Raw genomic sequence first — 19,934 nt, 5'->3', positions numbered from 1 at the left:
AAAGCACTCTGTTTAGCGTCTGAATGCGCCTTCAGATGTGTAATTGAGAATCATTCAATCATGAAGAGATGTAGTAGTAAACGTTATGTAAGATAAAAAATTGGCGATGGTCAATGGCGGGGTTATCACGTTTTATTGATATGGGGTTTTGTTTTTATTTTATTGATATTAGATGATTTTATTGGTTTTTATTTAGCGCGACCTCGCTGTAGTTATCGTGACAAACTGAAGACAGTGGCGAGTATTGACTACTACATCTATCCCCGTCATGATCAAAAGAGAATGAGATTTATTTTTGTTTGACTGCAGAATGTCCAGCGATGACCTGGAACGCTGCGGCGCAGGAGCGAGTTATGCCACAGCGGGTGAAACCTGCAGAGCAGGGGATCGTACTGGATGCCCTGTCGGCCGGATACGGCCAGACCCTGATCGTTAACGACATCAACCTGACCATCCCTACCGGCAAAATGACGGTGCTGGCCGGGGCGAACGGCTCCGGCAAATCCACGCTGCTCTCGACCATCGCCAGAATGCTGAAACCGCTCGGCGGTTGCGTGCGTCTGGACGGGCAAGCCATTCACCAGATGCCGACGAAGGCCGTCTCGCGCCAGCTGGGCATCCTGCCGCAATCGCCGCTGACCCCGGAAGGGTTAACGGTTTTCGAGCTGGTCTCGCGCGGGCGCTACCCGTGGCAGGGGCTGATGCGCCAGTGGTCCGAGGCCGATGAGCTGGCGGTGGAGGAGGCGCTGCGCTTAACCGGTACCGCCGAATTCGCCCATCTGCCGGTGGACAGCCTCTCCGGCGGCCAGCGTCAGCGCTGCTGGATCGCCATGGCGCTGGCCCAGCAAACGGCCACCATTCTGCTCGATGAGCCGACCACCTGGCTCGATCTGCGCTATCAGGTCGATATCCTCGAACTGCTCCAGACCCTCACCCGCGAACATGGCCGCACGGTGGTGACGGTACTCCATGACCTCAACTTTGCCGTGAACTACGCCGATCTGCTGGTGTTCCTCAAACAGGGGCGCATCGCCGGCACGATTAGCGCCAACGACGTCTGTAGCCCTGAGCTGATTAAACGCGTGTTTGACGTTGACGTGCAGATGTCGATTAACCCGCAAACCGGCAAACCGTTCTTTATGCCGTTTCGCGCCCGCCAGGCCGTTGACGCATGAGCGCCGCCGTTCTGTACGCCGCGCGGCGTCATGCCCGCCCCCGACTGGCGCTCTTGCTGCTAACGCTGCTGCTTATCGCCGCCTCGCTGGTGCATCTTGGTTTGGGTGCCCGCTGGATCGCCCCGCAGACGGTGCTGCAGGCGCTGCTGGAGTACAATCCGCGCAATTTCGACCAGCGGATTATCGTCGATCTGCGCCTGGTGCGGCTGGCGGCAGCGCTGCTGACCGGCGCGGCGCTCGGCGTCGCCGGGCTGCTGCTGCAGACGGTGATCCGTAACCCACTTGGCGAGCCGCATATTCTCGGCCTTAACGCCGGCGCCTCGCTGGCGGTGGTGGCGACCTCTGCGCTGGGCCTGTCTCTCGGCGCTTTTCCCGCCGGGCGCCCGCTGACCGCCGCCTGCGGCGCAGCGCTGCTGTTCGGTGGCGTGATGGCGCTGGCCTCTGCCGGGCGCGGCGGGGCGACGCCGCTGCGCATCACGTTGTGCGGAGTGGCGCTGTCAGCGTTTGCGTCGGCAGTGACGGCGGCGATATTGATTCTCGATGAACAGACGCTGCTGGCGATGCGCACCTGGCTGGCCGGCGACCTGGCCGGACTGAACTGGAGCACGCTGCAGACGGCGCTGGTTCCGGCGCTGTGCGGCCTTGGCGTCGCGCTGCTCATTGCCCCACGGCTCAATGTGCTGGCGCTGGGGGATAAGGTGGCGCTGGGCCTTGGCGTTAATCTCGTCCAGACGCGGCTGCTGGGCCTGCTGGCGATTGCGCTGCTGTGCGGCTCGGCGGTGGCGGTGGCCGGGCCGATCGGCTTTGTCGGGCTGGTGGTGCCGCACGTGGTACGCCGTCTGGTGACGGAAGATATCCGTCTGGCGCTGCCCCTGGCGGCGCCGGTGGGGGCGCTGGTGCTGGTGCTGGCTGACATCGCCGCCCGGACGCTGGTCGCGCCGCAGGAGCTGGCGACCGGAGCGATGACCGCCCTGGTGGGTGCGCCGCTGTTTATCTTTATCGCCGCGAGGTTTTTTAAATGAAGCGCGCCGTTCACCGGGCCGGTTTTCGGCCGCTGGTTATCGCCTCCCGCCAGCTGCTGCTGCGCCCGGCGGCGCTAAAAGTTGCCGCCATCATGATGCTGATGCTGCTGGCGCTCGGGCTGTACAGCCTCAGCCGCGGCAGCTATCCGTTGCCCGCGTCGACGCTGCTGACGCCGCAGCGGTTGGGCGAGCAGCCGTGCTTTATTCTGTTTGATATCCGCCTGCCGCGGATCCTGATGGCGCTGCTGTGCGGGGCCATGCTGGGGCTGGCTGGCGCGGCGATGCAGAGCATCACCCGCAACGGGCTGGCCGACCCGGGGCTGATTGGCGTCAAAGAGGGGGCCAGCATCGTGGTGCTGGCGCTGGTGCTGTTTTTCCCGGCGTTAGGCCTGGTCTGGCGGCCGCTGGCGGGGATGGTCGGCGGTGTGGCGGTGGCCCTGCTGGTCCTGACGCTGGCGCGCGACTGTTCGCGGCCGCGCTTTATTTTAATTGGTATCGGCGTCTCCTGGACCCTGGCGGCAGCGGTCGGCATCTTTATGACCACCGCCGACGTTCGCGACGTGCAGACGGCGATGATCTGGCTGGCGGGCAGCCTGCAGGCCGCCACCTGGCCGCTACTGGCGGTGGCCTTTTGCTGGGCGCTGCCCGGGGCCGTCATCCTGTTCTGTACCGCCCGGGCGGCGGACGTGGCGCTGCTGGGCGACCGGACCGCCATCGGCCTCGGCGTACGTCTGCAGCAACTGACGGTGCTGCGCTTTTTCGCGCCGGTGCTGCTGACCTCGGCCAGCGTCTCCTGCGTCGGCAGCCTTGGATTTGTGGGCCTGATGGCGCCGCATATGGCGCGTTTCGTGCTGCGCGGCGGCCAGGTCTCGCTGCTGTGCGGCAGCGCGCTGATTGGCGCCTTGCTGGTGCTGGTGACCGACACCTTTGGCCGGCTGGCGTTTGCGCCGCTGCAGATCCCGGCGGGGATTGTTATTGCCCTGGCGGGCTGCCCGTTCTTTGTTGTCTTGCTCTGGCGTCGCCGTGATGCCCTTTAACCAGGAAGGTAGTATGCGTTGGTTCGTCTCATTGCTGCTGTTGCTGACGGGGGCCGTCAGCGCCGCCGCCCCACAAACTCAAACTTTCACCGATGATTTAGGCCGCACGGTCACCGTGCCGCTGCATCCGCAACGCATTGTTTCGATGCACGATCTCGATATTACCATTCCGTTGATTGAGCTCGGGGTGCCGCCGATCGCCAGCCACGGCCGGACGCGTCCGGACGGCAGCCACTATCTGCGCGCCAGCGCCCAGCTTACCGGTGTCGATTTCGACAACAGCGATATCCGCTTTATTGGCACCGCCGATATCGATCTGGAAGCGGTAGCCGCCGCAAAGCCGGATCTGATTATCACCGAGCCCAGCCGCCACGTGTCGGTAGAGCAGCTGGAGAAGATTGCCCCGACGGTGAGCATCGACCATCTGCAGGGTAGCGCCCCGGAGATTTACCGCAAGCTGGCGCAGCTGACCGGCACCCAGCCGCGGCTGGCGATCCTCGAGCGCCGCTATCAGGAACAAATCAAACAGCTGAAAGCGATGGTCAACCCACCGCAGTACAGCGTCTCCGTGATCCAGGCGAACAACGGCAAGGTCACCGTGCATCATTCGTATCATGCGCTGGGCCGGGTGCTGCGCGATGCCGGGTTCCGCTTTCCGCCGCTGATTGAGCGGATCCCCGACGGCCAGCGAATTGATGTCAGCGCTGAACAGTTGCCGGAGCTGGATGCCGATTTTGTCTTCGCCACCTGGCGGTCGGATACCGGCGGTAAGCCGCAGGATGAGCTGCAGGCGATGGAAGGCGTGATGCCCGGCTGGTGTGACTTTTTGCGTGCCTGCCGCACCGGGCACTATATTTTGCTGCCGCGGGAAGAGGTGATCTCTAACTCCTACGCCGCGCTGTCTCTGATGGTGGCCCAGGTGCAGTCGCATATTGCCGGCCGGCCGATCCCGGCGGAGGCCAAATGAAAAGCGCGGTAAAAAAAGAGAAGGGCAAAGTCGACTTGTTCGGCGAACGCTATCGCGCCCGGGCGCACCTGCTTTCCCCCCGGCTGCGGGTCGTGGTCAGCTATATCAACGACAACCGCGAGGTGGTGCTGGAGCATACGGCGATGGAGATCGCCACGGCGACCCAGACCTCCGACGCCACGGTGGTGCGCGCCATCCAGGCGCTGGGCTTCGCCGGGCTGCGCGAACTTAAGCAGACCATGGAGCGCTGGTTCGGCACCTCGGTCACCTCGGCGGAAAAGATGCGCTCGACGGTCACGGCGCTCTCCAGCGACGTCAACTCCAGTATTGATTTTGTGCTTGAAGGCCATCAGCGGGTCTGCGAGGTCCTGGCGCGCGCCGACAACCGCGCGGCGGTGGCCCAGGCGGTGGCATTGCTCAGCGACGCGCGACAGGTAGGGATCTTCGGCATCGGCGCCTCGGGGATCCTCGCCGAGTACACCGCCCGGCTGTTCAGCCGCATTGGCTTGCCGGCGTATGTGATGAACCGCACGGGCTTCAGCCTCGCCGAGCAGCTTATCGGCCTGCAGCGCGGTGATGTGCTGATCATGATGGGGCAAAAATCCCCCCATCGCGAAGGGATGACCACCCTGCGCGAGGCGAAGCGGCTGGGTATCCCGACCATCCTGCTGACCCAGGCGGTGGACTCGCGCTTCAGCCAGGAGGCGCAGGTAGTGATTGACGTCCCGCGCGGCGGGGACAGCACCAGAATGCCGCTGCACGGCACGGTGCTGGTATGCCTGGAGATGATTGTCCTGTCGGTGGCCTCCACCACACCACAAAAAACGGTGAAATCCCTGAAGCGAATCAACGACCTGCACCGGGCTATTGGTAAATCCGGCGGTAAACGCGGCAGTTAATACGATAATTCACCAGCGGGAAGGTTTCCGGTTGCATATAAAAGTCAGTGTGTGTATTTTTATGCAAAATAAATGCATAAAAAGGAAATCTCATGATCAAGAATTTGCTCAAAGCGTGTTTCATGATGGCCGCGCTGACGGCAGCCGGACAGGCGGCTGCGGAAACCTATACCGTCGGCTCCGGCGGCACCTACCGGCCGTTTGAATTTGAAAACAGCCAGAAACAGCTGGAAGGTTTCGACATCGACATCATCAAAGCCATCGCCAAAGCCGAAGGCTTTGACGTCAAGCTGGTCAATACCCCATGGGAAGGCATCTTCGCCACGCTGAACACCGGCGACCGCGACATCATCATCTCCGGGATCACCATCACCGATAAACGCAAACAGATGGTCGATTTCTCCGCGCCGTACTTCCCTGCCGAGCAGTCTATCGTCGTCGCCCAGGACTCGAAGGTGGATTCGCTGGCGGCCCTGAAAAACGAGAAGGTCGGGGTAGTGAACTCCAGCACCGGCGATATCGTGGTTTCTGAGGTGCTGGGTAAAAACAGCACCGCGATCAAGCGCTTCGACAATACCCCGCTGATGCTCCAGGAGCTGTTTGAGGACGGCGTCAGCGCCGCGGTGGGCGACGTCGGGGTAGTGAAGTACTACATCAAACAGCACCCGGAGAAGCAGTTCAAACTGGTGCCGGATGCCAAATTTGAGCGTCAGTATTTCGGTATTGCGGTAGCGAAAGGCAACAGCGAACTGCTGGGCAAAATCAACGCCGGGCTGCAAAAGATCGTTGCTGACGGGACTTACGCCAAAATCTATAAAACCTGGTTCGACGACAACGTGCCGACGCTGCCAGCGCAATAATCCACTTTTTTCAGTGACCACGGCTATCGCCCAGGCGATAGCCGTATTTTTTAGGGAAGGACTATGACGGGATTCCGTTGGGAGATCATCGAGGAGTACGGCCCGCTGTTTGTGGACGGCGCCCTGATGACGATTAAATGTACCATTATCTGCGTGATCCTCGGGACGCTGTGGGGGTTAACTCTCGGTCTCGGGCGGATGGCGAAGGCCGAGCACGGGCCGTGGAAATATATTCTCCGCTACCTGGTGCAGTTTCCGGTGCGTTTTTACGTCAGCGCCTTCCGCGGTACGCCGCTGTTCGTGCAGATCATGGTGGTGCACTTTGCGCTGGTGCCACTGTTTATCAACCCGCGCGACGGCCTGCTGGTGACCAGCGGCCTGATGAGCGCCGACTTTGCCCGCGAGCTGCGCGCGAGCTACGGGGCGTTCCTCTCCTGCATCGTGGCGATCACCCTTAACGCCGGAGCCTATGTGTCGGAGATTTTCCGCGCCGGCATCCAGTCGATCGACAAAGGGCAGATGGAGGCCTCCCGCGCGCTGGGCATGCCGTGGTGGAAAACCATGCGCAAGGTGATCCTGCCGCAGGCGTTTCGCCGCATTCTGCCGCCGCTGGGCAACAACGCCATCGCCATTGTTAAAGACTCGTCGCTGGCTTCGGCGATTGGCCTGGCCGATCTGGCCTACGCCGCGCGCACCGTCTCCGGCGCCTACGCCACCTATTGGGAACCCTACCTGACCATCTCCCTGGTCTACTGGGTGATCACCTTCCTGCTGGCGCAGCTGGTTAACCGTCTGGAAAAGAGGTTTGGCAAAAGTGATTCACATTAATAACTTACATAAGCGCTTCGGCGACAGCCACGTGCTGCGCGGCATTAGCTGCGATATTAAACCGCAGGAAGTGGTGTGCATCATCGGCCCGTCCGGCTCGGGTAAAAGTACCTTCCTGCGCTGCATGAATGCCCTGGAGACGGTCAGCGAAGGCGAGGTGGTGGTTAACGGCTTTGCCGCCCACGACCGGACCACCGACCTCAACAAGATGCGCGAAAGCGTCGGCATGGTGTTCCAGCGCTTTAACCTGTTCCCGCACATGACGGTGCTGGAAAACCTGATTATGGCGCCGATGAATCTGCGCAATATGCCGCGCCAGCAGGCGATCGACCTGGCGGACGCCTTGCTGGCGAAGGTGGGCTTAAGCGATAAGCGCGACGCCTGGCCCTCGAGCCTGTCCGGCGGCCAGCAGCAGCGGGTAGCCATCGCCCGCGCGCTGGCGATGAAGCCGTCGATTATGCTGTTCGATGAGCCCACTTCGGCGCTGGATCCGGAGCTGGTGGGCGACGTGTTGGAGGTGATGAAAAACCTCGCCAGCGAGGGGATGACCATGGTGATCGTGACCCACGAAATGGGCTTTGCCCGCGAAGTAGCCGACCGGGTGATCTTCATCGACCAGGGCGTGATTCAGGAAGAGGGCAAGCCGGGGCAGATCTTTAGCGCGCCGACCAACCCACGCACCGCCGCGTTCCTCAGCAAGGTGCTGTAAACCGAGCGGGCTGGCGCCAGGCCAGCCCGCTGATCAGAAATGTATAACCATTGTCGAGTTACTGAACCTCCATTTTTGCCACAATCCGCATTTCCACAAGGGCATTTTCGGGAATGAACTCTGATACACCGATGGCGGTCCATGCCGGGTATGGCGCTTTTATATACCTATCTTTCACTTTAGAAAAAAGGTCTATATGTTTTTTTAGATCAATATGAAAAGTCGTCATTTCAAGTATGTTTTCATAAGTTAATCCGGCAGCTTCTAAATAAACCCCCAGCTTATAAAAAGCATCATGGAATTGTTCTTCAGGATGTTGACTAATCGGTTTGTCTTTACGCGCGGCGGTGACACCTGAAAGGTACACTGTGCCATCTGACTCGATGATGGGGGAGAAGTGCCAGTCATTAAAATAATGTTGAAACTCTTCAGGAACTATCGACTTTTTCATGATTTTTCTCAAATGGATGACTTAAAAATGACAGCGTGCTCGAAGCGGTGATGTCCAAAAATACGGTTAAACAAGCTTAAACTATCTCTGTGGTCAGGGGGCTGTTTGAGCATCGCGCATTCAATCAGCCACCTGCCTGTTGCTTTTGCTGCCAGCAAGACGGGCCGCAGTTGAAAATAAACCGGTGGAGCGCCTGATAAGCCGGATACTTAGCCCGGCGCCCGTGGCGAGACATACCGCCATTGTTAGCAGGGCGACGATAAAGGCATGCGTGATGTGTGCGCCACTTCTTCCGTTTTCCAACATGCTGTAAAAAATGCCGCCGATAATGGCGACGCTTAGCGCCGTGCTGATCTGGAGCGTTGAGCTGGTCACGCCGGCTATCATCCCTGAAAACTCTGGCGCAACGCGGCCTGTTACCATCCGCACCAGCGTAGGCATCGCCAGTCCCTGGCCAAGACCGGTGACAAAGAGCAGTAGCGCGAGAGGCAGCATGGGCGGAGGCGTGCCCGTCATCGTGTTGGCAATCAACCCTGCAAGGCCTGCTAGCCCGAAAGTCTCGCATCCCATCCCTATTGCACTCAGATAATTTCCGACAAAACGTCTCAGGAAAGGGGTCAGCAACGGACCGATAAGAAAGCCGACGCCAAAAGGCAGAAAAATCAGGCCCGCGTTCAGGGCGTTTAAATGTAGCGCGTCCTGGAGATAGACAGAAAACAACAGGAAAAAGGCGCCGATGGAATAAAACAGCAAAACGATCGCCAGTCCCTGGCCCAGGCCTGGGGCACGTAACACCGTCGGATCAAGCAGCGAAGAACCGCCATGCTGGCTAAGGCGACGTTCATAACGCCATAACAATGAGACCAGTAACGGGAAGGCCAAAAATGACAGCCATGTCCACCAGGGCCATCCCGCCTCACGGCCTTCAATCAGTGGCACAATCAGCGTGCTCAGCATGACGGTTGCCAGCAGCATACCGACGGGGTCGAGTTTCTGAGCAGATTGCGCCCGTGTCTCTTTTACCAGCGGCAGACCACAGAGAATGACCAGCAGCGCCACCGGCAGGTTAACGAGAAAAATAGCTCGCCATCCCAGGTGAAACAGGTTCACTGAAATGAGAATGCCGCCCAACACCTGCCCGATAACCGACGCCAGGCCAAATACTGCGCCATAGAGGCTCAGTGCTAGCGGTTTTTCCGCCTCCGGGAAAATAGCCTGTACGGAAGCCAGCGCCTGGGGTGCCATAATCGCGGCCGTGGCTCCCTGTAACACCCGTCCGGTAATCAGTACCCATGGTGACCAGGCTAAACCGCACAGCAGCGATGCGGCAGCAAAACCGACCAGCCCAAGAAAGAACATCTTTCCACGGCCATATATATCACCCAGGCGGCCGCCGGTAATTAATGTGACCGCGTACACGGCAGCATAGGATGAAATGACCAGTTGTTCAGCGGAGGATGAGGCACCCAGCTCACCCTGAATGGCAGGCAGCGCAACATTGACTATAAAAAAATCGAGCGGCGGCAAAAACGCGCCGACCAGCAGGATGACAAACATTGCCCAGCGACGCGGCTCGGCTTACATGATGGTAGGTGTCGACATTGTACACTCCATAGTGAATGGCCGCCGTCCCCGGTAAGAAACGGCTGTCGTGAGGGTGGGGTCAGCGCATGCCGCCAGAGGCCAGAATCACCTCGCCGGTGACCCACCCCGCGTCGTCTGATGCAAGAAATGAGACAATTGGAGCAACATCCTGCACCTGGCCGATGCGTCCAAGTGGCGTCTGCTTTTCATTCCATATCTGAAAATCCGAGTTCATCGCGCCCGAAATATGGCTACCTTCCGTTTCGATAAGCCCTGGGTTGACCGCGTTGACGCGGATTCCTCGTGGGCCGAGTTCTCGCGAGAGTACGCTGGTGATGGCGTCAATTGCGCCTTTGGTGCCGCTGTAGATGGCGCTCTCGGGGATAGCGACGCGAGTGACGAACGAACTGATGTTGATTATGCTGCTGCCCTTACCCAGATGCGGGGTGGCGGCGCCAACCAACAGCAGCGGGCCGAGAACATTGATGTCAAACTGCCTGCGATAGAGTGCTTCCGTACTATCTTCAATCCTGGCGAACTGATAGATACCGGCGTTGTTCACTACAATGTCGAGGCGCCCGAAGTTGCCAATGGTTGAGTTAACCAGCGCCTCGACCTCTGATGGGTTGGTGACATCTGCCGCTACCGCCACGGCCCGTCCACCGGCAGCTTCAATATCTGCAACAACCTTATCTGCACTGCTTCTGTTTGACGCGTAGTTGACGATGACCCTCGCGCCGTCAGCCGCCAGCTGACGGGCAATACCTGCTCCGATCCCACTGGAACCACCGGTTACAATGGCCACTTTGTCTTTTAATTTGTTCATATCTAAGCTTCCTCGAATTGCCGTCCTGAGCGGTATGGTTGAAGAGGCTATAGTGATATCGACAAAGTTGTTTTAGAACTGACGATTTTGTATATTCGATGTTCATTTTTGAACGGCGAGGCAATGGCATGGAATGGGGCGACGTCCGGGTGTTTCTTGCTGTCATGCGTAAGGGGTCTTTCGGGGAGGCGGCCCGTAGCCTTGGCGTAAGCCATCCGACGGTGGGTCGGCGGATAAAGGCGCTTGAGGCTGAGGCGCAGCAGGCACTGTTTCGCCGGACAAAGGAAGGGCTGGTGCTGACGGATGCTGGTGACAGAGTGTTGAAGCTGGCAGAGGCGGTCGAAAACTCCGCACTGGCGATGGAGCGACGCCTGGCAGGGAATCACGAACGTCTCGAAGGGATACTGCGGATATCTTGCGCTGAATGGTTTGCTAACTACGTTCTGGCGCCGGTTCTGAGCGAGTTGACGCGCCGCCATCCCGCGATTGTACCGGAGATAATCGCGAGTTACCGCTTGCTTAATCTGTCGCGCCGTGATGCCGACATCGCGTTTCGCATCGTGCCCTTTACCGAACCGGATATTGTCCAGCGCCGCCTGATGACCATTCCCTATGCGCTGTATGGAACGCCGGATATGGCCGGGATCGCGCAACACGACCCGGCTGCAGTGGGGCTTATTCTGATGAATACGGCACAATCCCATTTCTCTGACGTCGCCTGGCTGCTCGACAGGTTCCCTCAGTCACGGCGTGTGTTTACCAGTACCAGCCGGGCCGTACAGGCGCAGATGTGCCAGCGGGGGATGGGGATTGCCGTGCTGCCGCGGCCGCTTGGCGATGCCATCATCGGTTTGCAACCCATCAGCATGCCAGAGCCACCGCCATCCAAAAATATATGGGTGGGTTATCACTCTGACCTCCGGCATATGGACCGCCTGCGTGTCATGCTGGATATTGCCGATGTGTTGCTTGCGGATCCCGGGACGGCCGCAACGTGAGCTTACGGTTTACGGATGCCAGTCATGCTGTTGAACACGCCGTCACGTAGCACGAAAGCATGTAGCAACGCCGCCGCCAGGTGAAGCATCACTGTCGCGAATAATGCCAGAGCCACCCAGGTGTGAAGAGGCCGTAGTTCCGCATACCAGTCATTATTGACTCCCAGGATGGGGGGCAGGACGATCCCGTAGCCAAGGGTGACGGGATATCCTGCAGCTGAAAGCATGGCCCAACCTATTAGTGGTTGGGCCAACATCATCAGATAGAGTACCCAGTGCGAAAGGTGGGCAATGCCACGCTGCCAGGCAGGGATGGTGGCGGGCAAAGAGGGAGTAGGTGTGGTGAATCGCACCCACAAGCGAACGATAACCAGAAGCAATATCATCACCCCCAGAGGCTTGTGGATCGACACCAACAGACTGTGCAAGGAGGATACGGTCGAGACCATCGCCACTCCGATAAATAACATACTGAGGATCGCAGCGGCCATCAGCCAGTGAAGGACGCGCAGAGCCGGATGAAAGTAAGCAACCTGTTTCATAAATGCTCTCCTGCTTGTTGTGCCTGTTCATGAGTACGTAGATTGTAAGATTTGGCATAAGCCGATGAGCGTGCGTTAAGTATCGGGTCATCAGACGCGGCAATGCCATCAGGCAAGATCAAGGGATCGTAGTTAATGTCATTACAGGGGCCTTGCTGTTGAGGGATGGCCTTGTTTAAGACTAACGTTCCGGCATTAATCGTTTTCCGGTCTGCGGGCCAGGCTTTGGTGGAATCGTTACCTTTGTCATCCGCCTGAGCCAGCGTGAAAACTAAATCCCACTCCAGCGTGCCCTGTTCCAGACGTTGCTGAAGATCCTGTTGCAGAAAATCTTTGTTCTGTTTATCGATATCGCTAATGGGGACAAACCTGGTGTGCGGCACCATACTCCAGCGTACCAGATGTTCATTGCCCGCCTGATCGATCAGGCGAAAAGCATTCAGGCTGTTAAAGCGATCGCTGGCCCAGCTTGAAGAGGGGATGTATTGCTTTGCCCAGGCAAAAAAAGGCTTGATTTCCGGATGGCTCATGACAAAAGCATTTACTTTTTCCGGATTCGGCTTGCCGGTTTTGGCGTCCGGCAGCGTCGCGGTTTGAAGTTCATAGAAACTTTCGACGGAACTGACGGGGAAAAATGGCATGGCGTTCATCCCGGTTCGCCACTGTTCACCATTGGCCTGTGTAAAGGACAGCGCCATGCTCCTGACAGGCACGGTATAATCCGGAGCTGCCGGGTTACCTCCTGCAATAGCCAAACGTCCTGTTACCGCGGTTTCGCCTTTGCTGAATAGTAAGGCGCGCGATAGCGTGCTGGCATTCCCGTTTGAGATAAAACTCCCCAGCACGCACATGCCTTTAGCATGATTCCGCCGATAGCCTTGATGAACGCCACCCGACTGTTGTAATACCGTGACAAGCTTATCCGACGTCAGCCTTTCAGGCGTAAGCCATCCACCAGCCCACAGGAATAATAAAATAAGGAACAGTGGAATAATGCCGACCAGCGCCAGACGCACTACCGTCTGTTTGTTTACCTGTACTTTGATATTCATAGTGTTAACTCATTCTGTCCACGATTTTTGCTAAACGAGAAGTGCATTCAGCCTGGTTGTTGTGCTTCTCTTTTTTGTCGAACGGTTAGCGACACGGTTGAAATACAAAAATAGAAGGCGCCAAACGTCGCATAACCTACAATGTTGTCTATAGACGGTGGTTCTGTTGTTCGGGACTGAAAGAGAAAAAAAGCACCGGCTAACGTAGACTGGGCGCCACTTAATATCATGCTCCATTGCGCACGATAGTTTTTCCAGCGCTGGACCGCTGCGCCCAACTGTAGCAGGCCTGATAATATTGCCCAGCAACCGAATATCCGAATCACATCATTCATGCTGCTGTTAATAGCCAATATCACCGCCAGCGTTGTGACGGCGCTTACGATAATATTGACGGTCTGCATCCGGTTACGGACGAATCCGCCGTTTCTAATAGCATCAATGTAATTCGCTATCGCATCCCAGGCGGGATAAAGAATTAACAAAAATGACGCCCAAAAATAAGAATGCCGGGCAGCGATAAATGTGGAAACAGCCCATAATATCGAGAAGATGGTGCGGGAAAAATAATACTGTCTGAGCCAGTTCTGCTGATTCCCCTGATGAATACTGTCGGTCATTTTAACCCTCTCAAGCTGGCATGTTGGACAAGCGAAGCATCGGCGTGAGCTTCTTCTTGTTAGTAAACCTACTAGTAGGTAGGTAAAGGATCAACATGTTTTGATGCAATCCTGGTGAGGTCATAAGAGCGTTATCGAGGTGCGAGAGGTAAGGGGCCGTTTTGCAACAAGTATTGCCCGGTAAGTCACCGGGCAACCGTCAGGCGACTTTTATGATTTTGTTTATCAGAGGCCAGGCAATCTGATCAAACACCATCGGATTATTGAATGCCCGTGCTGCCAGCATGGCACCATGTATACCAGCCATCAGGGCTCTGGCTTCTACTTCCGCCGTTTCATTGAGTTTGAAAACGCCCTGGGTTTCACCCGCCCTAAGTAACGATGCCAGCCAGTCAGAGAGATCGCTGAAATGGCCAGTGACCTCATCGGCAATATCGGCAGGTAATGTCGGAAGCTCAACAGCAAGCATGACACAGATGCAAAATGACGAAGTACCATCCTTGATACATGCTGACCAGAAATCGGCATACCCTTTCACTTTGATCAGCGGATCGTGTATTTGCTGATCCATGGCCTCCATGCCCGCCCGGGCTTCTGCACGGTACTCCTGTACAACAGCATGAACTAAATCTTCTTTGCTGGGAAAATGATGATGGATACTGGCTTTACGAATTCCCACGCGCTCAGCAAGATCGGCATAGCTAAAACTTTTATACCCTCCGACGGTGAGCAGCTGTCTCGTATTGGCCATAATTTCTCGCGCTTTCGGCGAACGTTCGATCATTTCACGCTCCAGCAATCATTGCGGTGAAAAAGTGCGCTATCTACAGCGGGTTCTATTCAGCCGGGACAACCTACTGGTAGGAAGTGAGATTGTCAAATTTCCTCTCCTGCCAGCAGCCCGCAAGCTCCTCAGATCTCAACGTTCAATCTGCAGACGCATAATAAACAAACGCCAGCTTATTGCCGTCGGGATCGCGGACGTAGGCGCTGTGAAAACCGTCGCCATACTGCGGGCGGTGACCGGGACCGCCTTCGTCACGTCCGCCGAGTTGCAGGGCGAGGGCATGCAGTTCCGCAATATGCTCGACGGAGCGGGCGTTAAGCGCCACCATCGTTCCATTACCCACCCCGGCAGGCTGCTGGTCAAAAGGGATGCCCACGCACAGCCCACAGGTGTGATTGCCGTTGAAGGTGCCCCAGGACGCCCCCTGTTCGTTACGGCCGGCTTTGACGTGTCCCAGCAGCGCCATTAACGGGTCATAGAACTTGATGGCGCGTGGCAGGTCATTGGTTCCAAGCATGATGTATGAAAACATGATGTCCTCCTGGAGCAGGTTTGATGGCGTAAAACCTCAGCCTGGTTGCTGGCGAGCGGGCTGGCGCCAGACCAGCCCCACGCAAAACTAGCGTGCGGACTCCGTCGCCTCGTCCATCTCCTCTTCCTGCTCACTGGCAAGCAGGGTTTTCTCGTTTTTGCACAGACACTGAATCAACAGGAACAGCACGCCGCTGGCCACCAGGGTGACGATCAGGCCATCGTAACCGGTGATGCCGATCAGCATGCCGCTGACCACCGGCCCGGCGACGCTGCCGGCGGACCAGAAAAAGCCGAACAGGGCGTTAATCATAATCAGCTTCTGCCCATTGAAGGTTTTCCCCGCCCGCACCAGCGACAGGGTATAAAGCGCGCCCGCCGCGGCGCCCAGCAACAGGCAAATGGCCATCAGCTGAATGCGCGAGCCGAGCATCAGCGGCAGGGCCAGCAGCGACAGGCTGAAGACTACCGCGCAGGTCAGATGCACGCGGCGAATGCCGACCCGGTCGGCCAGCCAGCCGAGCGGGGTCTGGAACATCGCATCCCCGGTGAGCACCACGGTGACCAGCAGCACCGCCATTCCTTCATTAAGTCCTTTGTCCATGCCGTACAGCGGCAGCAGCGCGAGGATGCTGGCGTCAAAGAAGGCGAAGCAGAAGACCCCGGAGGCAAGTACCGGCAGGAAAGCGCCGAGGCTGCGCCAGCTGGCGCGCTCCCCAAGGCTTTCGCGGGTGCCAGTGGGCAGATGGCGCAGCATCAGCAGGCAGACGGCAGTGACCGCGACGATCGCCATCAGCGCCGAGGCCTGCCAGGCGGGGCCGACGGAGATCAGTAACGGCCCGGCCAGCTGGCAGCCGGTAAAGGCCGAGGCGTAGATGCCGGTGAGGGTGGCGCGCTGGCTGCCCGCCGCGCCGCCGGTGATCCAGCTTTCGCCCAGCACGATAATGACCCCGGAGGCCAGGCCGGTCAGCAGGCGCGGCAGCAAAAGCAGCGTCATATCGGTGGTCATGCATGAGGCGATGGTCGCCAGCGCCAGCATGATCAGACTGCCGCTCAGCAGCACGCCCATTTCAACGCGCCGGCACAGCGCAGGAGAGAGGAAAGAGGAGATCATCATGCCGGCGGGCGGCAGGGCGGCCAGCAGGCCGACGTACAGCGGCGCGATCTGCTTCTGCGCCAGCTCAAGACTGATTAACGGCACCGTATAGCCGGTGATAAATCCCACGAGCGACGCGGCCATGATCATCGCCAGCGTGGGGGCAAGACGATTCTGGTCTGGGTTAAACATTTTATTTCCGATGAAGGAGAGGTCAGTAGTGGATCCTTCGGCAAATTGCCGTCCTGAGTTGCATAATAATTAATCGCCTGGCCGTTGTCACCGTTGAAATCACTACCAAAAAAGGACCGCCGGGCGGCGACAGGGCTGTACGCCGCGCCGCCGCCGCATTTCGTGACGTTGTCAGCGTGTTAACGACAGGATATAACGGAGGGAGCGGCAGCGACCCGACGTCGGTGAGCGACGGGGAAAAAACGCGACGCATGACCGATTATTCAGCATTACGCTATGCAGGAAAGGAGTAATACATGGCCGTATCGCCGTCACTGATCGCCGAAGCCGTTGGCTGGCGACGTGAATTTCACGCCGCGCCTGAGCTCGGATATCAGGAGCAGGAGACCTCGCGCCGCGTTGCGGAGCTGCTGGCCTCGTTTGGGCTGCAGGTACACCGCGGGCTGGCCGGCACCGGCGTCGTGGCGACGCTGGAAAACGGTCCCGGGCCGGTCATCGGCCTGCGCGCCGATATGGATGCCCTGCCGATCACCGAGCTGGGGAGCGTCAGCTATCGCTCGCGCCGTCCCGGGGTGATGCACGCCTGCGGCCACGATGGTCACACCGCGATGCTGCTGGCGGCGGCCGCCCATCTGGCGCAGACCCGCCAGTTCAGCGGCACCGTCCACTTTGTCTTCCAGCCGGCGGAAGAGAACCTCGGCGGCGCGCGCAAAATGGTGGAAGAGGGGTTGTTCGAACGCTTCCCGATGGACGCCATCTACGCGCTGCATAACTGGCCGGGGATCCCCCTTGGCGAAGTGGCGCTCAGCGATGGCGCGATGATGGCCTCGCTGGACGCCTTCGAGATCACCCTGCGCGGAAAGAGCTGTCATGCGGCGATGCCGGAGAGCGGGGCCGATCCGATCGTCGCGGCGGCGCAGCTGATTATGGCGCTGCAGACCATTCCTTCCCGCCGCCTGTCGCCGCAGGATTCCGCGGTGGTCAGTATCACCCAGATAAACGGCGGCGAGGCGATCAACGTCCTGCCGGACACCGTGGTGCTGCGCGGTACCTTCCGCTGTCTGAGCAATCGCGTTCGCGCCCGCGTGCGCGAGCTTATCGAAAGCTATGTGGCGACCCAGCCGCAGGTGTCCGATGTGCAGGGTGAGATTAGCTGGTTCCCGGGCTATCCAGTGACCAAAAACCATGCGCTGCAGGCGCAGCAGGTGCGCGAGGTGGCCGTCGCCACCCTCGGCGCGGAAGCGGTGCGCTGGAACCAGGCGCCGTCGATGGCCTCCGAAGATTTTGCCTGCATGCTGGAGGCCTGTCCGGGAGCCTATTTCTGGATAGGCACCGACGGCGAAACCCCGTCGAAGCCGCTGCATAACGCCAGCTATGACTTTAACGATGCGCTGATTAGTCCCGGGGTGGCCATGTGGGTGGCGCTGGTAGAGAAACAGCTGCCGGCGGCGTAACCACCGGCAGCGGCAGAGGGAGCGCGCGCGCTCCCTGAGGTCAGACGTCGGCGGTGGCTTTCAGCCGCGCCTTCATATCGCTGTAGGCCGTCCAGGCATAGCGCTCCGCCCACTGCTGGTCGGCAATCGCTTCCACTTTCACCGCACAGTATTTGGTTTCCGGCGTTTTGGAGATCGGATCGAGGTTATCCTGGGTCAGCTCATTGCAGGCGCCCACCCACCACTGATAGGTCATATAGACCGCCCCCGGATTGATGCGATCGCTGAGGTCGGCGCGGGTGATCACCTTCCCGCGCCGGGAGCTGACCCACACCAGCTGTTTGTCAGCGATCCCCAGTCGTTGCGCATCCACCGGATTCATCTGCACCCGTCCCGGCTCGTCGGCCAGCGACTGCAGCGCGGCACAGTTGCCGGTCATTGAGCGGCAGGAGTAATGCCCCACCTCCCGCACGGTGCAGAGCACCAGCGGCCACTCGTCATCCGGGCGCTCCGCTGGCGCGCGCCAGGCGGTGGCGAACAGTTGCCCTTTACCCGATGGGGTATCGAAGCGGTTGTCTTTATACAGCCACGGCGTGCCGGGGTGGTCGAGGGTCGGGCACGGCCACTGGACATGGCCCATATCGCCCATTTTCTCCCAGGTCACGCCGTAGAACAGCGGGCAGAGTTCGCGCATCTCGTCCCAGATCTGCTGGTTGCTCTCATAGTGCATCGGATAACCCATTTCGCTGGCCAGCAGGCTGATGATCTCCCAGTCGCGCTTCACATTCCCCGCCGGAGGGATCGCCTGTTCAAAGCGCTGGAACCCGCGGTCGGCGCAGGTGAATACGCCGCCGTGCTCTCCCCAGGAGGTGGCCGGCAGCAGGACATCGGCAATTTCCGCCGTTTTGGTCATGAAGATGTCCTGCACCACCACAAAGTCCAGCGCCTCGATGCCTTTGCGCACCAGGCCGAGGTCGGCTTCGGTCTGCAGCGGATCTTCGCCCATGATGTAGTAGGCTTTGATCTCGCCGGTCAGCGCTTTATGCGGCACCTCGGTGATGCGGGTGCCGACCTGGTCATCCATCAGCGCCGGGTCGACACCCCAGGCGGCGGCAAATTTCTCCCGCACGGCGGGGTCGGTGACCTCCTGATAACCCGGGAACAGGTTCGGCAGCACGCCCATATCGCAGGCGCCCTGCACATTGTTTTGCCCGCGGACCGGGCCCACGCCGACGTTCGCCCGCCCCAGGTTACCGGTGAGCAGCGCCAGGCTTGCCAGACCGCGCACCACGTCCACCGCCTGGCCAAACTGGGTGACGCCCATGCCCCACATAATAGTGGCGGAAGGGGCCGCGGCGAAGATGCGCATCGCCTCACGGATCGCCTGCGCGCTGACTCCGACAATCGCTTCCACCGCTTCCGGGGCATAATCCTTCACCGCTTCGCGGTAAGCATCCAGCCCTTCGGTATAGCGTTCGACATAGGCTTTGTTGTACAGCTCCTCCTCCAGCAGTACATAGCCGAAGGCATTCACCAGCGCCATGTTGCTGCCGTTGTTGAGCTGCAGATGACGGTCGGCAATGCGCGCGGTTTCAATGCGCCGCGGATCGCAGACGATGATTTTGGCGCCATTTTCCCGGGCTTTGATCACCCGGCGGGCGACGATCGGATGGGAGTCGGCGCAGTTGTAGCCAAAGACCAACAGGCATTTCGAGTTTTCGATGTCGCTGATCGAGTTGCTCATCGCCCCATTGCCCAGCGCCTGCTGCAGCCCGGCGACGGAGGGGCCGTGGCAGACGCGGGCGCAGCAGTCGACGTTATTGGTGTTCAGTACCGCGCGGGCGAACTTTTGCATCACATAGTTGGTTTCGTTGCCGGTGCCGCGCGAGGAGCCGGTGGTCATGATGGCGCGCGGGCCATGCTTCTCTTTGATCTCCCTGAGCTTGCTGGCGGTATAGCGAATCGCCTCCTGCCAGCTGACCGGCGTGAAGGCGCCGCCTTTCTGGTAGCGGATCATCGGTTGTTTGAGACGGGGCGTCAGGAGCTGCGTGTCGTTAAGAAAATCCCAGCCGTAGTAGCCTTTCAGGCACAGCTGGTTCTGGTTGGTGACGCCGTCGGCGGCTTCCGCGCGAATGATTTTATTGTTGTCGACAACCAGTTTAAGTTTGCAACCCGCCCCGCAGTAGGGGCACACGCTCGTGATTTTTTTCATCAGTAACAGACCTGTTAACAGTGAACAGAGGATCGCTGTCGCGCCGGGCCCGACGGGCAACGATCGCGGTAACGCCTGGTCGTGATGCAGACGCAGGCCTGCTGCGCTATGCA

General features: G+C 59.0%; 19 protein-coding genes and 1 pseudogene. 10 read left to right on the top strand and 10 right to left on the bottom strand.

Features of this window, described 5'->3' with window-relative positions; genetic code table 11:
* Positions 1–353: 353 nt before the first annotated feature.
* From CWM53_RS25335 to CWM53_RS25300, 8 genes and pseudogenes are all read left to right on the top strand, one after another.
* Positions 354–1,175 (top strand): ABC transporter ATP-binding protein, encoded by an 822-nt coding sequence (locus CWM53_RS25335; RefSeq protein WP_100729487.1) that lies wholly within the window; start codon positions 354–356, stop codon positions 1,173–1,175.
* Complete coding sequence (locus CWM53_RS25330; RefSeq protein ID WP_100729486.1) at positions 1,172–2,197, top strand: FecCD family ABC transporter permease; 1,026 nt, start codon at positions 1,172–1,174, stop codon at positions 2,195–2,197. The genes CWM53_RS25335 and CWM53_RS25330 overlap by 4 nt, the downstream gene beginning before the upstream one ends.
* On the top strand, positions 2,194–3,234 hold the full coding sequence (locus CWM53_RS25325; protein ID WP_100729485.1) for a FecCD family ABC transporter permease: 1,041 nt from the start codon (positions 2,194–2,196) through the stop codon (positions 3,232–3,234). The genes CWM53_RS25330 and CWM53_RS25325 overlap by 4 nt, the downstream gene beginning before the upstream one ends.
* Positions 3,224–4,201, top strand: a complete 978-nt coding sequence (locus CWM53_RS25320) for an iron-siderophore ABC transporter substrate-binding protein (protein WP_074456603.1) — start codon at positions 3,224–3,226, stop codon at positions 4,199–4,201. The genes CWM53_RS25325 and CWM53_RS25320 overlap by 11 nt, the downstream gene beginning before the upstream one ends.
* Positions 4,167–5,100: pseudogene (locus CWM53_RS25315) on the top strand (MurR/RpiR family transcriptional regulator). The gene CWM53_RS25320 and the pseudogene CWM53_RS25315 overlap by 35 nt, the downstream one beginning before the upstream one ends.
* Before the next feature lie 92 nt (positions 5,101–5,192).
* Positions 5,193–5,960, top strand: coding sequence for a basic amino acid ABC transporter substrate-binding protein (locus tag CWM53_RS25310; RefSeq protein ID WP_061154280.1), 768 nt, complete (start codon positions 5,193–5,195; stop codon positions 5,958–5,960).
* Positions 5,961–6,023: 63 nt separating this feature from the next.
* Positions 6,024–6,788 (top strand): amino acid ABC transporter permease, encoded by a 765-nt coding sequence (locus tag CWM53_RS25305; protein WP_004151161.1) that lies wholly within the window; start codon positions 6,024–6,026, stop codon positions 6,786–6,788.
* The gene (locus CWM53_RS25300) at positions 6,775–7,497 is read left to right on the top strand and encodes an amino acid ABC transporter ATP-binding protein (RefSeq protein WP_061156356.1); all 723 of its coding nucleotides are present in this window, start codon (positions 6,775–6,777) and stop codon (positions 7,495–7,497) included. The genes CWM53_RS25305 and CWM53_RS25300 overlap by 14 nt, the downstream gene beginning before the upstream one ends.
* Before the next feature lie 58 nt (positions 7,498–7,555).
* On the opposite strand, the gene CWM53_RS25295 is transcribed toward CWM53_RS25300, so the two are convergent.
* The 3 genes from CWM53_RS25295 to CWM53_RS25285 form a co-directional block, all read right to left on the bottom strand.
* Positions 7,556–7,948, bottom strand: a complete 393-nt coding sequence (locus CWM53_RS25295) for a RidA family protein (protein ID WP_100630648.1) — start codon at positions 7,946–7,948, stop codon at positions 7,556–7,558.
* Positions 7,949–8,068: 120 nt separating this feature from the next.
* Entirely contained in the window at positions 8,069–9,505 is a 1,437-nt protein-coding gene (locus CWM53_RS25290; RefSeq protein ID WP_100729483.1) for an MFS transporter, read from the bottom strand.
* Between the two features lie 106 nt (positions 9,506–9,611).
* Positions 9,612–10,358 carry a glucose 1-dehydrogenase gene (locus CWM53_RS25285; protein WP_100630646.1) on the bottom strand — a complete coding sequence of 249 codons (747 nt, stop codon included), beginning with the start codon at positions 10,356–10,358 and terminating at the stop codon, positions 9,612–9,614.
* Positions 10,359–10,486: 128 nt separating this feature from the next.
* Here CWM53_RS25285 and CWM53_RS25280 point away from each other — a divergent pair, with 128 nt between their 5' ends.
* Positions 10,487–11,356 (top strand): LysR family transcriptional regulator, encoded by an 870-nt coding sequence (locus tag CWM53_RS25280; RefSeq protein ID WP_074385590.1) that lies wholly within the window; start codon positions 10,487–10,489, stop codon positions 11,354–11,356.
* Positions 11,357–11,358: 2 nt separating this feature from the next.
* Here the strand turns inward: CWM53_RS25280 and CWM53_RS25275 are convergent, their stop codons facing one another.
* From CWM53_RS25275 to CWM53_RS25250, 6 genes are all read right to left on the bottom strand, one after another.
* Positions 11,359–11,898 (bottom strand): cytochrome b, encoded by a 540-nt coding sequence (locus CWM53_RS25275; RefSeq protein ID WP_008804511.1) that lies wholly within the window; start codon positions 11,896–11,898, stop codon positions 11,359–11,361.
* Complete coding sequence (locus tag CWM53_RS25270; RefSeq protein WP_100630644.1) at positions 11,895–12,950, bottom strand: catalase family peroxidase; 1,056 nt, start codon at positions 12,948–12,950, stop codon at positions 11,895–11,897. The genes CWM53_RS25275 and CWM53_RS25270 overlap by 4 nt, the downstream gene beginning before the upstream one ends.
* 47 nt (positions 12,951–12,997) lie before the next feature.
* Positions 12,998–13,570 carry a DUF308 domain-containing protein gene (locus CWM53_RS25265; RefSeq protein WP_100630643.1) on the bottom strand — a complete coding sequence of 191 codons (573 nt, stop codon included), beginning with the start codon at positions 13,568–13,570 and terminating at the stop codon, positions 12,998–13,000.
* A 199-nt stretch (positions 13,571–13,769) separates the two neighbouring features.
* On the bottom strand, positions 13,770–14,354 hold the full coding sequence (locus CWM53_RS25260; protein WP_100630642.1) for a TetR/AcrR family transcriptional regulator: 585 nt from the start codon (positions 14,352–14,354) through the stop codon (positions 13,770–13,772).
* 142 nt (positions 14,355–14,496) lie between these two features.
* Positions 14,497–14,889: a VOC family protein gene (locus CWM53_RS25255; RefSeq protein WP_100729482.1), complete on the bottom strand. Its 393-nt coding sequence runs from the start codon at positions 14,887–14,889 to the stop codon at positions 14,497–14,499.
* Positions 14,890–14,976: 87 nt separating this feature from the next.
* Positions 14,977–16,176, bottom strand: coding sequence for an MFS transporter (locus CWM53_RS25250; RefSeq protein ID WP_100729481.1), 1,200 nt, complete (start codon positions 16,174–16,176; stop codon positions 14,977–14,979).
* A 296-nt stretch (positions 16,177–16,472) separates the two neighbouring features.
* Here CWM53_RS25250 and CWM53_RS25245 point away from each other — a divergent pair, with 296 nt between their 5' ends.
* Positions 16,473–17,630 carry a M20 aminoacylase family protein gene (locus CWM53_RS25245; RefSeq protein ID WP_008804517.1) on the top strand — a complete coding sequence of 386 codons (1,158 nt, stop codon included), beginning with the start codon at positions 16,473–16,475 and terminating at the stop codon, positions 17,628–17,630.
* A gap of 40 nt (positions 17,631–17,670) precedes the next feature.
* On the opposite strand, the gene fdhF is transcribed toward CWM53_RS25245, so the two are convergent.
* A complete protein-coding gene (gene fdhF / locus CWM53_RS25240) occupies positions 17,671–19,821 on the bottom strand; it encodes a formate dehydrogenase subunit alpha (RefSeq protein WP_100729480.1) in 2,151 nt (716 codons plus the stop codon).
* Positions 19,822–19,934 lie beyond the last annotated feature (113 nt).

The sequence above is a fragment of the Klebsiella sp. A-Nf5 genome (assembly GCF_002810545.1).
Classification (GTDB): Bacteria; Pseudomonadota; Gammaproteobacteria; order Enterobacterales; family Enterobacteriaceae; genus Klebsiella; species Klebsiella variicola.
This window is presented reverse-complemented; position numbering and strand designations above follow the sequence as displayed.